The 15,682-nt window shown below is 55.4% G+C and carries 14 protein-coding genes; 13 read left to right on the forward strand and 1 reads right to left on the reverse strand.

Annotated elements, in window-relative coordinates; genetic code table 11:
* Window positions 1-137: 137 nt before the first annotated feature.
* The 13 genes from gdhA (at window position 138) to HMPREF9334_RS01190 (ending at window position 14,166) form a co-directional block, all read left to right on the forward strand.
* On the forward strand, window positions 138-1,487 hold the full coding sequence (gene gdhA, locus HMPREF9334_RS01130; protein ID WP_006691671.1) for an NADP-specific glutamate dehydrogenase: 1,350 nt from the start codon (window positions 138-140) through the stop codon (window positions 1,485-1,487).
* A gap of 144 nt (window positions 1,488-1,631) precedes the next feature.
* Complete coding sequence (locus HMPREF9334_RS01135; RefSeq protein WP_006691672.1) at window positions 1,632-2,462, forward strand: undecaprenyl-diphosphate phosphatase; 831 nt, start codon at window positions 1,632-1,634, stop codon at window positions 2,460-2,462.
* A 3-nt stretch (window positions 2,463-2,465) separates the two neighbouring features.
* Window positions 2,466-3,092 carry an aminoacyl-tRNA hydrolase gene (pth, locus tag HMPREF9334_RS01140; RefSeq protein WP_006691673.1) on the forward strand — a complete coding sequence of 209 codons (627 nt, stop codon included), beginning with the start codon at window positions 2,466-2,468 and terminating at the stop codon, window positions 3,090-3,092.
* Window positions 3,058-4,335, forward strand: coding sequence for a radical SAM family protein (locus HMPREF9334_RS01145; protein ID WP_006691674.1), 1,278 nt, complete (start codon window positions 3,058-3,060; stop codon window positions 4,333-4,335). Before pth ends, HMPREF9334_RS01145 begins: the two co-directional genes overlap by 35 nt.
* Before the next feature lie 303 nt (window positions 4,336-4,638).
* The gene (gene glmS, locus HMPREF9334_RS01150) at window positions 4,639-6,468 is read left to right on the forward strand and encodes a glutamine--fructose-6-phosphate transaminase (isomerizing) (protein WP_006691675.1); all 1,830 of its coding nucleotides are present in this window, start codon (window positions 4,639-4,641) and stop codon (window positions 6,466-6,468) included.
* Between the two features lie 81 nt (window positions 6,469-6,549).
* On the forward strand, window positions 6,550-7,194 hold the full coding sequence (gene deoC, locus HMPREF9334_RS01155) for a deoxyribose-phosphate aldolase (protein WP_006691676.1): 645 nt from the start codon (window positions 6,550-6,552) through the stop codon (window positions 7,192-7,194).
* Window positions 7,195-7,275: 81 nt separating this feature from the next.
* Window positions 7,276-8,553 (forward strand): threonine/serine exporter family protein, encoded by a 1,278-nt coding sequence (locus tag HMPREF9334_RS01160; RefSeq protein ID WP_006691677.1) that lies wholly within the window; start codon window positions 7,276-7,278, stop codon window positions 8,551-8,553.
* 13 nt (window positions 8,554-8,566) lie between these two features.
* Window positions 8,567-9,757, forward strand: coding sequence for a multidrug effflux MFS transporter (locus tag HMPREF9334_RS01165; protein ID WP_006691678.1), 1,191 nt, complete (start codon window positions 8,567-8,569; stop codon window positions 9,755-9,757).
* Between the two features lie 16 nt (window positions 9,758-9,773).
* Window positions 9,774-10,430 (forward strand): HAD family hydrolase, encoded by a 657-nt coding sequence (locus tag HMPREF9334_RS01170; RefSeq protein ID WP_006691679.1) that lies wholly within the window; start codon window positions 9,774-9,776, stop codon window positions 10,428-10,430.
* A 73-nt stretch (window positions 10,431-10,503) separates the two neighbouring features.
* Complete coding sequence (locus HMPREF9334_RS01175) at window positions 10,504-11,181, forward strand: response regulator transcription factor (RefSeq protein ID WP_006691680.1); 678 nt, start codon at window positions 10,504-10,506, stop codon at window positions 11,179-11,181.
* Window positions 11,178-12,479, forward strand: a complete 1,302-nt coding sequence (locus HMPREF9334_RS01180) for a sensor histidine kinase (RefSeq protein WP_006691681.1) — start codon at window positions 11,178-11,180, stop codon at window positions 12,477-12,479. The genes HMPREF9334_RS01175 and HMPREF9334_RS01180 overlap by 4 nt, the downstream gene beginning before the upstream one ends.
* A gap of 11 nt (window positions 12,480-12,490) precedes the next feature.
* Window positions 12,491-13,327, forward strand: coding sequence for an energy-coupling factor transporter ATPase (locus HMPREF9334_RS01185; protein ID WP_006691682.1), 837 nt, complete (start codon window positions 12,491-12,493; stop codon window positions 13,325-13,327).
* Window positions 13,312-14,166, forward strand: coding sequence for an energy-coupling factor transporter ATPase (locus tag HMPREF9334_RS01190; protein WP_006691683.1), 855 nt, complete (start codon window positions 13,312-13,314; stop codon window positions 14,164-14,166). The genes HMPREF9334_RS01185 and HMPREF9334_RS01190 overlap by 16 nt, the downstream gene beginning before the upstream one ends.
* Before the next feature lie 42 nt (window positions 14,167-14,208).
* Here HMPREF9334_RS01190 and HMPREF9334_RS01195 read toward each other — a convergent pair whose 3' ends face one another.
* The gene (locus tag HMPREF9334_RS01195) at window positions 14,209-15,417 is read right to left on the reverse strand and encodes an HD-GYP domain-containing protein (RefSeq protein ID WP_039957089.1); all 1,209 of its coding nucleotides are present in this window, start codon (window positions 15,415-15,417) and stop codon (window positions 14,209-14,211) included.
* Window positions 15,418-15,682 lie beyond the last annotated feature (265 nt).

Here is a 15,682-nt window from a genome sequence, read left to right on the forward strand (position 1 = left end):
GATTTTGGCACTTCTTTTTTGTATTTCCAGTGCATATTGTATTCATACCGGCAATCCCTATACAAACCTTTGCGCCGTGTGCTATACTCAGTCACGTTCGATGAAGGGCACCGAGCAAGCAAGAGGGAGGAATTATAATGTCTGACATGAAACAGTATGTAAATGATATTCTGGATCTGGTATCGAAGCGCGATCCCGATCAAACGCATTTCAAAAACACGGTCGCCGAGGTTCTGACATCGGTCGTCCCCCTTTTGGAGAAGCATCCAGAGTACAAGAAGCACAAGATCCTTGAGCGCATGATTGAGGCAGACCGCATCATCACGTTCCGTGTGCCGTGGGTGGATGACAAAGGCGAGATTCAGGTCAATCGCGGCTATCGCGTGCAGATGTCGAGTACGCTTGGCCCGTATAAGGGAGGTCTGCGTTTTCATCCGAGTGTCACGCTCGACATCCTGAAGTTCCTTGCCTTTGAGCAGGTGTTCAAGAATGCGCTGACGGGGCTGCCGATCGGCGGAGGCAAGGGCGGATCGGATTTTGACCCGCATGGACGCAGCGATAACGAGGTCATGAACTTCTGTCAGAGCTTTATGACGGAGCTCTATCGCCACATTGGGCCGAACGTGGATGTCCCTGCGGGCGATATCGGTGTCGGCGGGCGTGAGATTGGCTATCTCTTCGGTCAGTACAAGCGCATCCGTGACTCGTATGATGCAGGTGTTCTGACGGGCAAGCGTACGGACTACTGGGGCAGCCTTGCGCGTACGGAGGCAACGGGGTACGGTCTGCTGTACTTCGTGCAGGATATGCTTGCGGCGAAGGGCATCGACCTCGCGGGCAAGACGGTCGTCGTCTCTGGTGCGGGCAACGTTGCGATCTATGCGATTGAGAAGGCACAGGAGTTTGGGGCGAAGGTCGTGACCTGCTCCGACTCGAATGGCTACATCTACGATCCGGACGGCATTGATCTCGCAGCGGTCAAGGACATCAAGGAAGTCCGCCGTGCACGCATCAAGGAGTATGCAGCGACCCATCCGAACGCAGAATACCATGAGGGCTGCAGCGGTGTCTGGTCGGTGAAGTGCGATATTGCACTGCCGTGTGCGACGCAGGGTGAGATTGATCTGGAGTCGGCAAAGCTGCTCGTTGCAAATGGCGTACAGGCGGTCGGTGAGGGGGCGAATATGCCGTCGACTCTCGATGCGATTGCATACTTCCAGAGCCACAAGGTGCTCTTTGCACCGGCAAAGGCGGCGAATGCGGGCGGTGTTGCGACCTCCGCGCTCGAAATGTCGCAGAACTCCGAGCGTCGTCAGTGGACGTTTGAGAAGGTGGACAAGCGTCTCCGCAAGATCATGTCACACATCTACCGCGACGCAAAGAAGAACGCGGAACTGTATGCCGACCCCGACGATCTTGTCGCAGGTGCAAACATCACGGCATTCGCAAAGGTTGCGGATGTTATGCTCGCACATGGGCTTGTGTAAGTGTAGAACCGTATAGAGAAGGGCTGCTTCGGCAGCTCTTTTTCTTTGAACACTCGTGCAGAAATGCGGGAACTGTGCTATAATAGGCGGGATTTTAGAGATCCTTGTTAGAGGAGGAGTATATTTACAGTGGATATTTCATTGATGGAACTGGTGAAGGTTGTCATTCTGGGTATTGTGGAGGGACTGACGGAGTGGCTGCCCGTCTCAAGTACGGGGCATATGATCCTCGTCGATGAGTTCATCCGGCTCGATGTGTCGACGGCATTCATGGATATGTTCCTCGTTGTGATCCAGCTTGGCGCGATTCTTGCCGTCGTCGTGCTGAACCTCGAAAAACTTAACCCGTTCCTTAAGAGCAAGTCGGAGGCAGAACGGCGTGCGACATTCGATCTCTGGGGCAAGGTCATCATCGCCTGCCTGCCCGCCGCCGTGATCGGGCTTGCCTTCAATAAATATATGGAAGAGCATTTCATGAATGCACCTGTCGTTGCTGCAATGCTGATTCTCTACGGTGTGCTCTTCATCGTGGTGGAACGCTTCAACAAGCGGCGCACACCGCGCGTCGAGAGCCTCGCAAAACTGGACTACCGCACGGCGTTCATCATCGGCATGTTTCAGGTGCTCTCGCTCGTCCCTGGGACGAGCCGCTCGGGTGCGACGATCCTCGGTGGTATCATCTTCGGTGCGAGCCGTTATGTTGCGACGGAGTTCACGTTTTTCCTCGCGATTCCCGTCATGTTCGGCGCGTCCTTTCTGAAGCTCGTAAAGTTTGGATGGAACTACACGGGGACAGAGCTTGTAATTCTCGCGGTTGGTATGGTGACGGCATTCATCGTCTCCATTCTCTCGATCCGCTTCCTCCTGCGCTACATCAAGCGCAATGATTTCACAGCGTTCGGCTGGTACCGCATCGCACTCGGCATCGTCGTACTCGCCTATCTCTTTGTGATTGGCGATCCGACGAAGGAGTAACACATGAAAATTATTGCAGGACTGGGCAATCCCGGCACGGAGTATGCACAGACGAAGCACAATGTCGGCTTTATGCTGCTCGAGTCGCTTGCGGTGCGTCTGAATGCACCCGCATGGAAGGAGGATTTTTTCTCTGCCATCACCGAGGTGCGCATTGGCGGAGAGAAAGTATTTCTCGTCAAGCCCTTAACCTATATGAATAACAGCGGCGAAGCGCTCGGTCCGATGCTTTCCTACTATAAAATAGATGCGGATGAGCTCGTCGTTGTTCACGATGATATGGATATCCCTGCAGGGACGGTGCGTATACGGAAAAAAGGCGGTTCGGGCGGCCATAACGGCATCAAGTCCATCCTCGCCCATGTGGGCAGTGAGGACTTTGCACGCGTGCGCATTGGCATCGGAAGACCGCCCGCAGGATGGACGGTTATCAACCATGTCCTTGCGCCGTTTGCGGCGGAGGACGTTTCGAAGATCCGCACAGCAATCGACTATCTCCTCCCTGCGGTGGAGTGTATCGTGACGGACGGTGTAGACCTTGCAATGAACAAGTACAATCCGCACAAGAAAAAAGCGAAGAAGCAAGAGGGAAGTCATGAAGCCCAAGAATCAGGCGGCACGTCCGCATAGACATAGTGACGAGATCACAACGGTCTATGCCGACAAGCACGGAAATATTCGCACGGCGGAGGGTGTGCGTGCAATGGGGCGTATCGGCGCAGAGAATGTTCCGCTTACGTCTGCGGATGTCATTCCGCTGCCCGAGAGTGCCGATCTCATGTTTATGCCTGAACACACTGCTGTGGGACAGACGGCAGACGGAGTGGAGAAGTGCATTGCGGGAACGGCGGTTGCAGCGATTCTGCCGCAGGGTTATACGCGCACGCATCTGCCCTCCTTTGTTCGCGCCGATGGTGCTGCACCGCTGCCGCTCTACGGATATACGGCGGTCGTTTCCCACCGTGGTGAGCTGTGCGTCGCCGCCGTCTATACGGATGAAAACGAGAAGTGGGACCCCGCCAACTACAACGGCAAGGAACTGAAGAAGCTCGTGCGGCGGACGATGAAGGAGCTCCCGAACAACCGCATTGTGGAGCAGGTGGGAAACTGCTCACTGAACTATCACTGTCTGACGGCGCAGAATCTGTTTTATCGGCGTTGGGAGTGTGGGGTTCCGACATCGCCCGTCTGCAATGCAAACTGCCTCGGCTGTATCTCTCTGCAGAGTTCGGAGTGCTGCCCCTCACCACAGGAGCGCATCACATTTTCGCCGACGGCAGAGGAGATTGCCGAGGTCGGTATCTACCATCTCTCGCTTGCGCCCGATGGCATCATCAGCTTCGGGCAAGGCTGCGAGGGCGAACCGTCGCTTGCTGCTGATCGCATTGCTGAGGGAATCCGCAAGATTCGTGCCGTCACCGCGCGTGGTCAGATCAATATGAACTCGAATGCGGGCTTTCCCGCAGGGATGAAGAAAATCGTGGACGCAGGGCTGGACTCGCTGCGCGTCTCCATCATCAGTGCACGCGATGAAAGTTATAATGCATATTACCGTGCGAGCTACCCGCTGGACAATGTCAAGGAATCCCTGCGCTATGCGCTCGATCACGGTGTCTATGTGTCGTTGAATCTGCTCCATTTCCCGGGCTTTACCGACCGCGCGGAGGAACTGGCAGCTTGGCAGGAGTTCTTCCGTGCACTGCCCGTGCAGATGATTCAGATGCGGAATCTGAACATCGATCCGACGCTCTTTCTGCGAACGATGCCGGAGGCGGTCGGTGCGCCTGTCGGGACGCGCGTGTTCATGGACGAGCTTCATGCGGAGTTTCCGCAGCTCGTCATCGGCAGTTTTAGTCATTATGTCACTGCATGACCAATTGACTTCTCGCGCAATATCGGATAGAATGACCCCATGCACGTTGGTGCATGGGGATTTCTTTTATGAAAAAGATATCGGGAATCACTGAATTTATCAGTGATTCCTAATTCTTAGCGCTGGCTCTGAAAACGGATTGTGTTTCCAGAGGACGAGGAGAAGGTTGTCGAGTCATCAGCGGATGCCTTCCGGCACGCTCTGTCGAGAGTCTGCGGTCAAAGCGCAGGGGCGACCCTGCGGACAAAGCTGCAGATGGAGTGAAATCCCTGAGAGAAGTGTTTTCTGTCAGGAGGTATTTTTATGTGTGGAATCGTGGGTTATGTGGGGGATCGTCAGGCGGCGGAGTTCCTGCTCGACGGTCTGTCGAAGCTCGAGTATCGCGGCTATGACTCGGCAGGTATCGCCGTCTATGATGGAGAGAACATCCGCGTGGAGAAGAGTGTCGGCAGACTTGCCGCACTGCGCGACAAGATCAAGGGGAATGTGCCCATGGGCAGCCTCGGCATCGGTCATACGCGTTGGGCGACGCACGGCCGTCCGTCGGATGTAAACTCGCATCCGCATACGGACTGCCATGGCGACTTTGCCATCGTGCACAACGGCATCATTGAGAATTATCTTTCGCTGAAGGAAGAGCTGATTGCCAAGGGGCACGTCTTCAAGTCCGAGACGGATACGGAGGTTGTCGTGCACCTCTTGGAAGAGGTCTACAGTGGGGACTTTGTTGCCGCCGTGCGTGCGGTTCTGGAGCGGATTGAAGGCTCGTATGCGCTTGTATTTATGAGCCGTCGGCATCCCGATCTGCTCGTCTGCACGAAGCAGGACAATCCGCTCATCATTGGACTTGGCGAAGGCGAGAACTTTATCGCTTCGGACATTCCCGCCATTATTTCCAAGACGCGCCGTACCTATATTCTGGCGGACGGGGAAGTTGCCATTGTCCGCAAGGACGCAGTCGAGGTGACAAACCATCTCGGTGCCCCCGTGCCGAAGAAGGTGTTCGAGGTGACATGGAATGCCGAGGCGGCGGAAAAGGGCGGCTACGAGCACTTCATGCTCAAGGAGATTCACGAGCAGCCGAAGGCGGTGCGCGACACAATGAGTCAGCGCATCACGTCAGATAAAAATGCTGTCTCCTTTGAAGAACTTGCGTGGGATGCGGACTATCTGAATTCGTTTAACAAGATCTACATCGTCGCATGCGGTACCGCGTACCATGCGGGACTTGTGGGCAAATACTACATCGAAAAGCTTGCGCGCGTTCTTGTTGAGGTGGATGTCGCCTCGGAGTTCCGCTATCGCGATCCGATTGTCGATGCGCATACGCTTCTGATTGTGGTTTCGCAGTCGGGGGAGACGAGCGACACACTCGCCGCGCTCAAGGAGTCAAAGCGACGTGGAGCAAAGACCCTTGCCATCACAAATGTAGTTGGATCGTCGATTGCGCGCGAGGCGGATCAGGTTGTCTACACATGGGCGGGCCCTGAGATCGCGGTCGCATCGACGAAGGCATATACGACGCAGCTCGTGCTCTTCTTTATGCTCGCGCTCTACATGGCGGAGATCAAAAAGTCGATTGCGGCGGAGCGTACGGCGGAGTTGGTTGCGCAGCTGCATGAGATCCCCGCACAGGTCTCCGAGATCCTGTCCGATGTCGACCCAATCAAGACCTTTGCGAAACAGTACGGTTTCAACGAGGATGTGTTCTACATCGGGCGTGGTCTGGACTACGCCGTGTCACTTGAGGGGGCGCTCAAGCTCAAGGAGATCTCCTACATTCATGCAGAGGCGTATGCGGCGGGTGAGCTCAAGCACGGGACGCTTGCCTTGATTGTTGAGGGTGTTCCCGTGATCGCGCTCGCGACGCAGCGCAATGTCTATGAAAAGACCCTCTCGAACATTAAGGAGGTCAAGGCGCGCGATGCAGTTGTCATCGGTATCGCGGCAGAGGGGGACACGGAGCTCGAGAAGTATGTTGATCACGTTATGCACGTTCCGGCATCGGATGAGTTCATCATGCCGATTCTCTCGGTGATTCCACTTCAGCTGCTCGCCTACTACGCTGCAATCACGCGTGGCTGCGATGTGGACAAGCCGCGCAATCTGGCGAAGTCTGTTACAGTCGAATAATATCATTTGCAAAAAAGATGGCAGAATCGCAGCAATGCGGTTCTGTTATCTTTTCTAATGTTTTGTGCAGGAGGTCTTTTTATGGATCTGGCAAAGTATATCGATCATACTCTTTTGAAGACGGATGCCCGAAAAGCAGATATGGACAAGCTTTTGAGTGAAGCGAAGGCGTATGGTTTTTCCTCCGTCTGCGTCAGCCCCATATGGGTTTCCTATGCGGTCGAATGGCTCAAGGGGTGCGGCGTAAAAACCTGTACCGTCATCGGTTTCCCGCAAGGGGCTACACCCACGGAGGTCAAGGTGTTTGAGGCGAAAAAGGCGATCGCGGACGGGGCAGAGGAAGTCGATATGGTGATTCCAGTGGGTCGCCTCAAAGACAAAGATCTTGACTATGTGCGGAACGATATTCGCGCTGTTGCAGAGGAGGTCAAAGGACAAGCACTTACAAAAGTTATCATTGAAACATGTCTTTTGACCGATGAAGAGAAACGACTTGCCTGCCGCCTTGCCAAAGAGGCAGGCGCGGATTTTGTCAAAACCTCGACAGGGTTTTCGACCGGCGGTGCTACCGTTGAGGATGTGAAACTCATGCGAGAGACCGTCGGTTCGGATCTGGGGGTAAAGGCATCCGGCGGCGTGCGATCACGGGCAGATGCCGAAGCAATGATTGCCGCCGGAGCATCGCGTCTTGGCACAAGCAGTGGTGTGAAAATCATTGAGGGATAAAAGGATGAGCAGAACCTCGGCGTGGGGTTCTGCTTTTTCTTGTGAAAAGACGTGACAAAGACCGCATAGTCTGCTATAACTATGTTCATTATGGTAAATGAAACAGCACGTATCAACATCAATAATATCCTTGAACGCGCCATCGACATCGGCCAACGTATGCTTGTGACGGGCGCGGAGGTCAGCCGCGTGGAGCGCACGATCAACTTCATCTGCCGCGCCTACGGCGTGCGCCATGTGGACGTGATGGTCATTACGACCAGCATTGTTGTGACGCTGCGTGGGGAGGACATCGGCGTGCTTACGCAGATGCGCCGTGTCCCCGGGCAGAACTTCGACTTTCAGCGGCTCAAGGCTCTGAATCAGCTTTCACGCGAGATTTGCGCCCATCCCATGACCTCGGACGAGATCAAAAAACGCATTCGGGAGATCGACACGATGGAGGTGATCTCACTCAAGGCATCCCTGTTCTATTGGGCTCTGATTGCCGCGAGCTTCTCTGCGTTCTTTGGCGGGCGTTTCGATGATGCCGTCTGTGCGGGCATTGTGGGCGTGCTCTTGCGTCTCTTGCAATATCTCCTCGGTCAGACGAAGTTGAACCCGTATTTTGCCCTTGTCCTGCTCAGCTTTGTCGGGGGGATGCTCGCGAACTCGTTCATGTATTTTGGTCTGGACATTCATCCCGCCGCAATCAACATGGGCAATATCATGCCTGTCATCCCAGGGCTTGCCCTCATGAACTCAATCCGCGATATGTTCAACCAGGAGACGATATCAGGGCTCATCAAGAGTGCCGAGGCGTTTATTCTGAGCCTCCTCATTGCAACGGGGTTTGCATTCAGTGCGACGGGGACACTCATCGCCTTTGAGACGGCGGGATGGGTTTATCTCCTGACCTCGTTTGTCGGCGGCTTTTGCTTTCATCTGCTCTGGCACGGTCACTTCAAGGACGCTGTCATGGGAGCGGTGGTCTGCATGGGTGCGTGGGGATTCACGATGCTCTTTGTGGCAATGGGATGGAACGAGTTTGCAGGCTACTTTGCGGGGGCGGTCTTTGCAACGATCGCTGCGGAAATTTTGGCGCGCATCTACAAATCGCCCGCGACGATCTTCCTCATCATCGGTGTGATTGCGATGGTGCCGGGCGGCTCGCTCTACCGTACGATGTTCTACGCCGTCGCTGCCGACTGGGAGAAATTTGGAACGCAGGGGATCAAGACGTTCCTCTATGCCGTTTCGATTGCAGCGGGGATCGTCATCGCAACGGCGATCTGGGAGACGGTCAAGGCATGGCTGATGAAGCGCAAGAAAAAAGATGGTATATCCTGTACGGAGGAATGCTGCGAAGGAAAATCGTAAACAGGGGGATTTTATGGCAATGACACGGCGCACGCGGCTCTGGCTGACGATCTTTCTCGGCGTGATGACGGCAATTGCGCCGCTCTCGACGGATATGTATCTGCCGGCATTGCCCGAGGTGCAGACGGATTTTGGTGTCTCGACATCGCTCGTCCAGCTGACACTGACGATGACGACGCTCGGCATGGCACTCGGTCAGATTCTCGCAGGGCCTCTGAGCGATCTCCACGGGCGGCGGATTCCGCTCTTCATCGGGATGCTCGTGTTCATCGGTGCGACACTCGGCTGTGTACTCGCCGAGGATATTTATCTCTTCCTTTTCTTCCGCTTCTGCGCGGGCTTTGCGGGAGCGAGCGGCATTGTCATTGCGCGTGCGATTGCGCGCGATGTCTGCGAGGGGGCGGAGCTGACACGATTTTTCGCGATTCTCATGATGGTGAACGGCTTTGCGCCCATCATCGCACCTGTCATCGGTGGGCAGATCCTGCTCTTTGCCGATTGGCGCACGACCTTTGTGCTCCTCACGGTCATCGGCGTATTCCTTGCAGGTGCGACACTCATCTATCAGGAGACACTGCCGCGTGAGCAGCGCAGTGCGAACGTGACGGATTCATTGAAAAAGTTCCCGACGCTTCTGCACGACCGCTATTTTCTCGGGCACTGTCTCCTCCAATGCTTCGTGTTCGGGGCATTCTTTTCCTATCTCTCGGGTTCCTCGTTTGTTTTTCAAAATATCTATGCCGTCTCGCCGCAGGGATACAGCATGATCTTTGCCGTGATTGGCGCGGGACTGCTGCTCGCCGGGGTTCTTCCCGCACGTCTTGCGGGGCGTGTACCGGATATCACCATGTTGAAATATGCGGTGTTCGTACCGCTGATTGGGAGTACGCTGCTGCTCGCAGGATTTTATTTCTCTGCACCGCTCGCCGTCATCGTCCTCCTGCTCTTTCTTACGGTTGTTCCGCTCTCTGTGATGGGGGCGGCGAGCTTTTCGCTTGCGCTTTCGCGGCAGGGAAAGAACGCCGGCAGTGCATCGGCACTCATTGGCTGCTTTTCCATGCTGCTCGGCGCGTGCATGATGCCTCTGGTCGGCATTGCGGGTGACCATACGGCGATTCCGATGGGGATTATCATGCTGGCAGGCTACAGTCTGGGGTGGCTGGTTTTTCGCCGCATGATTGCGGTCGACCATATACGAGCATAGGAGGTAAAGACAGCTGATGAAAGCGTTGATCTACGATATGGACGGTGTGATCGTCGACAGCGAGATCATACACATGAAGGCGGAGACCATCCTGCTTGCGCGCTATGGGATCACGGCGAATGAGGCACTGCTGATGCCCTACCGTGGGACGAGCGACAAAACAATGTTCGAGGATATCAAGGAAAAATACGATGCTGCCTATGACGTGGCGGGCATTGTTGCGGAGAAGGACGACCTCATGCGCGAGCTCCTGCGTACGGAGGAGCTTGTACCGATTGCGGGGGCGCTCGAACTCATTGCGGCGACGGATGCACTGCGGCCGCGCGGCATTCGCACGGCAATTGCGAGTTCCAGCCCGCATGAGACCATTGCGCATGTGACGCAGACGTTTGGCATCACGAACAAATTTGATGTGATCGAGTCGGGAGCGGAGCTGCCCATGTCGAAGCCCGACCCAACGATCTATCTGAAGACGGCGGAGCTGCTCGGTGTCGCCCCTGCGGACTGCCTCGTCATCGAGGATGCGGCGGTGGGTGCACAGGCAGCACTGCGCGCGGGCATGACCTGCATTGGCTTCTGCAGTCCGCACAGCGGAATTCAGGATTTTACGGGCTGCGCACGCATCGTACAGAGCCTTTCGGAAATTGATTTGCATGTGTATTTTGGCGGATAGAAAACGCGGATTTTCAGCTATCTTTCACCCCATTTTCCTATAATTCTCGTAATAAAAATCGGGAGATGATACGATGCGTGTGCTTTTGGCGGAAGATGATCTGCGCCTCGGGAAGCTCATTCAATATATGCTCGAACAAAACGATATCTCGGTCGAGTGGGTGACGGACGGCAGTGACATCTATGAGTATGCGACCTATGCGGAGTACGATATTCTGATCCTGGATTGGATGATGCCCGGGGAGACGGGCGTCGAGGCCTGTGCGCGTCTGCGCCGCAGCGGCTATGATCGTGCGATTCTGATGCTGACGGCACGTGACTCGGTGGAGGATCGCGTGACGGGACTTGACGCGGGGGCGGATGACTATCTCGTGAAACCGTTTGAGTTCTCGGAGCTGCTCGCGCGTCTGCGTGCACTCGGACGGCGTGCGACACAGCGCATTCAGCATGAGGTGGATGAGATTGGCGGATTCAAATTGAACCGTACGGCGAACATCCTTGAGAAGAACGGTAAGACGATCCAACTTTCACCGCGCGAGTTTCAGCTCTTTGACCTGCTCGCACAGAACATCGGCATCGTTGTGCCGCGCGACATCATCCTCGACCGTATCTGGGGTCTTGAGGCAGATGTCAGCTCGAACAACATTGACTCCTACATGAAGATGCTGCGGAAAAAACTGGATGCAGCAGGAGAGGGCGACGCAATCAAGACGGTTCGTGGGGTTGGTTACAAACTGGAGACGTCGCGTTGAACGAGCAGAATGTATTTGGGCGCAGCCGCTTGCGGCTTATGCTCCGTTACGCGCTTGTTATGGGAGGACTGGTCATCGTCCTCCTCTTTGCCATGCACAAGACGATGGAATGGGCGATCACGTCCGAACAGGCGCGTGAACTCTTAGACACGGCGGATAGTGTGGCGGAGGCACAGGCATATGCTGTGCTTCACGCCGGCATGGATACGGACGAGGCACAGCTCTACCGCAGTACGAACGATCGTCTCTTCTACTATGTCTTCGACGGCGAGGGAAGGCTCGTCAGCTTTTCGCGCGCGTCTCTCCGCATCGAGTCCTTTGTGTTGGACATCGTGACTGCGTGGGACGCGCCCGAGCGGGAAGTACGCGTCTTTACGAAGACGAACGAGCGCGGTGCATCGACGAAGGTGATGATGACAGCGCAGACGGTGTTCAGCCCCCCGCTGCCGATCCAGACAGTTTACGTCGGCAAAGATGTCACCGCCATGTATAACGGCATGGAAAAGGCGACGTGGGCACTTGCGATTCTCGGCGGGCTGGCACTCATATTTGCTGCCGCTATCGGCTATGTGCTTTCGGGTGGTGCAATGAAGCCCGTGCGCGAGGCATATGAAAAACAGCGGCAATTTGCCGCAGATGCCTCGCATGAGCTGCGGACGCCGCTCGCCGTCGTACTCGCCTCGGCAGATCTTCTGCGGAGTGATCCATCGATCACGTCGCCCTTTTTGAAGCAGGTTGTTGAGGATGTGCGTGATGAGGTAAAGAAGATGACGAAGCTCGTCAGCGATCTCCTCACTGTCGCGCGCAGCGATGCGAAGGCAAATCAGGTGAAACCTGTACGGATGGATCTCGTCGCTGCCGCGCAGCAAACTGTGCGCATCATGCGCCCCTTTGCCGAGAAGAAGGATATTGTCATCGCGGAAGAACTGCCGAGACGTGCGGAGATTCATGCGGACGAACAGAAGATACGTCAGCTGATTCTGATTTTGGTCGATAACGCAGTAAAGTACACACCCGAACACGGACGCATTTTCGTTCGCATACAAGAGGAGAAGGGCGGTGTGGAGCTTTCCGTTTCCGATACGGGTATCGGTATTGCACCAGAACATCAGGAGCGCATCTTTGATCGCTTCTACCGTGTGGACAAGGCACGCTCGCGCCGTATGGGCGGCAATGGTCTTGGACTTGCCATCGCGCGCGAGATTGCCGAGGCGCACGGGGGAACGATTGCAGTCGAGAGCGAGATGGGCAAGGGGACGACGTTCCGCGTCCACCTAAAGACGAGAACAAAGAATTAGAGAGAGCGCAAATGACAGAGAATTTTTTTGAACTCGATCATGTCACCCATGTCTACCAAAGCGGAGAGGGGGAGGGGCATGAGGCACTGTGCGGTATCACCCTCTCCATTGCAGCGGGCGAATTCGTGGCGGTGCTCGGGGCAAACGGTTCGGGCAAGTCGACCCTTGCACGGCATCTGAACGCCCTTCTCCTCCCGAGCGAGGGAACGTGTCGGGTGCGCGGATGGGATACGAAGGACGAGACGCGGCGATGGGACATCCGTCAAGAGGTCAGCATGGTGTTCCAGAACCCCGACAATCAGCTCATTGCAGCGGTGGTTGCGGATGATGTCGCATTCGGCCCTGAAAACCTTGGGGTTCCACCTGCAGAGATCCGTGCGCGCGTGCAGTCTGCGCTTGTACTCGTCGGTATGGAGGCATACGCGCAGACTGCACCGCATCTGCTCTCAGGCGGGCAGAAGCAGCGCATCGCCATCGCAGGAGCAATCTCCATGCAGACGCATTGTCTCGTCCTTGACGAGCCGACGGCGATGCTCGACCCGCGCGGCAGGGCGGAGGTTCTCCGTGCGGTCAAAAAACTTCACGACGAGCAGGGCATGACGATCGTCTACATCACGCATTTCATGGAAGAGGCGATTGCGGCAGACCGCATTGTGCTGATGGATGCGGGGCAGGTTGTCATGGACGGAACGCCGCGCGAAGTGTTTTCCAAAGCGGAGCAGGTGCGTGCACTTGGGCTGGACATCCCACTCGCAGCCGATCTGGCCGAGCATTTGCGGCGCGGTGGACGTGATCTACCGCAAGATATCATAACGGATGAGGAGCTGCTGCATTGTCTATCGAGATAGAATCCCTTTCGTACATATACATGGAGAAGACACCGCTCTCACACACTGCCCTACATGATGTTACGCTGACAATTCATGAGGGTTCGTTTACCGCGATCGCGGGTGAGACGGGCGCGGGAAAGTCGACACTGATGCAGCTGATCGGCGGTCTGCTCGTTCCGACTGCGGGCCGCGTGCTCGTGGATGGTGTGTCTCTCCATGGAAAAAGCAAAGCGGAAAAAGAGGCGGCGCGAACGGCGCGTTTCCGCGTTGGCATGGTCTTTCAGTATCCGGAGCACCAACTCTTTGAGGAGACGGTCTGCGCGGATATTGCATTTGGCCCGCGCAATCAGGGGCTCTCAGACGCCGATGTCGAAAGTCGTGTGCGCGAGGCGATGGAGCTTGTCCGTTTGCCCGACAGCTATCGCGAGCGCTCGCCATTTGCCCTCTCGGGCGGGGAGCGCAGACGCGTTGCCATTGCAGGTGTGCTTGCGCTTGCGCCGCGTTATCTCGTGCTCGACGAGCCTGCAGCAGGACTTGATCCACGCGGACGCGAGGAACTGCTCTCCATGCTCACGATGTTCCACCGTGAGCGCGGTGTCAGCATCGTCCTCGTCTCCCACAGCATGGAGGACATCCTGCGCGTTGCCGATCACATGGTAATCCTCGCGGGTGGGCAGGTCATCGGTGAGGGAACGCCGTACGACCTCTTTCAGCGGGATGATCTTCTCGCGCGAGCCTCGCTCGCCGCTCCGCATCTCCTGTGCCTCGGACGGAAACTCGAGGCGGCGGGCTATCCCGTCGGGGACTGCATGACGGTTGTGGATATGGCGGAAAAGATTTTGGCGAGCGGAAGATAAGGCGCACAAAAAAACGGACAATATCGTCCGTTTTTTTTAGAATTACACATTCATGCGCGGCGGTGCAGATACACCCGAGGAGGTAATGCCCGCAGCTTTATCCTTCTCACGCTCTTCTTCGAGGTAGTAAGAAGGATCAACGCCAAGCTCATGAATGAAGTGGTAGAGGTCATTGCCCGTCGGGACGACCTGTATGGAGGCTGCGCCGTCCTTTTCCTCCGAGAGGTCGATGACCGTCCGTTGATCGAGCAGCTTTCCGTTGGCGTCGGCGAAGAGAATGATGACGGGGGTCGTCGTCCGTCCAAACTTGCTTTCCTTTACAACGGCAAAGCCAAAGGTGGTCTTGAGTACCGCGCCCTCCGGATAGAGAGCGACATTGTTAAAGAAGGTCTCAAGAAGTTTTTGGTCGAACTGCCCTTTGTTGATGTTGTGCATGATGTTGTAGGCAATGTTCGGCATATACGCCTTCTTATATGGGCGTTCACTTGTCAACGCGTCGTAGACATCGGCAATCGCCGCGATCTTGGCGTAACGGTGCATTTCCTCGCCCTTGAGCCCGCGCGGATAGCCCGTACCGTCGATGTGCTCGTGATGCTGTCCTGCAATCGCCGCAAGGATGCTTGCCTTCGGCAAATCTTTCATCTTCAGGATGCGGCGTGCGCCGTCTGCAGGATGCTTCTTCATGATATCGAACTCGCTCTTCGTCAAGCTGCGGTTCTTCGTGAGGATGTCCGTGTGCACGTCGATTTTTCCAAGATCGTGCAAGAGACCGCCGAGCGTGATGAGGGACAGCTCCTCCTTCGGCAGGTGACAGAGCATTCCCATCATCGCCGAGAGAACAGCGACATTGACACTGTGTGCGAATGTATAGGCATCGTGTGTACGGATGTCCGTGAGCTGTACGAGGTTCGTGTGGTTGTCGAAGAGATCAAAGACGATGGAATCCGTCACCTTTTGCAGGGCGGGAACGTCCAGTGTTCCGTTTTCTTCGATGGATTGAAACGTGTTGTAGACGGCACTGATTGCGTTGACGCGCGTCTTTTCCTCGATGACATCCGGCGGCGGTAAAAGTTTGTGGTTCGGATCCATTGATGTCACTGTGATCGACTGGATACCAAGCTTTTGCATACGGCGGATATAGTCAATCGTGACGGGTTGTCCCTTGACGAGGTAGCTGCCCCCTGCGGTATTGAACAAACTCTGTCCAAGTACCATGCCATCCTTTAACTTCGAGATAGGAAGTCGTAGCATTTTCTCCCCCTTGTTGCGTTTCCTTGTGTATCGCCGCATCCTGCGTGATATTGGCGCAGTTTCCCCGACTGCGGAAGATACAGAGTGTGCCTAAGGAATCACTGATAAAATGGAGTCCGTCAAGATGGCGCGGCTGAATTTATTAGTGTTCCCCTAATATGTATGCGTTTTTAGTTTACATGAAATACTATTTTTTGTAAAGCTGTATTATGGTGTACGAAGTTCCATTTGATTTGCATGGAACTTTTGTTTTTGTTATACTGTA

The organism is Centipeda infelix ATCC 43532 (assembly GCF_000234095.1).
Lineage (GTDB): Bacteria > Bacillota > Negativicutes > Selenomonadales > Selenomonadaceae > Centipeda > Centipeda infelix.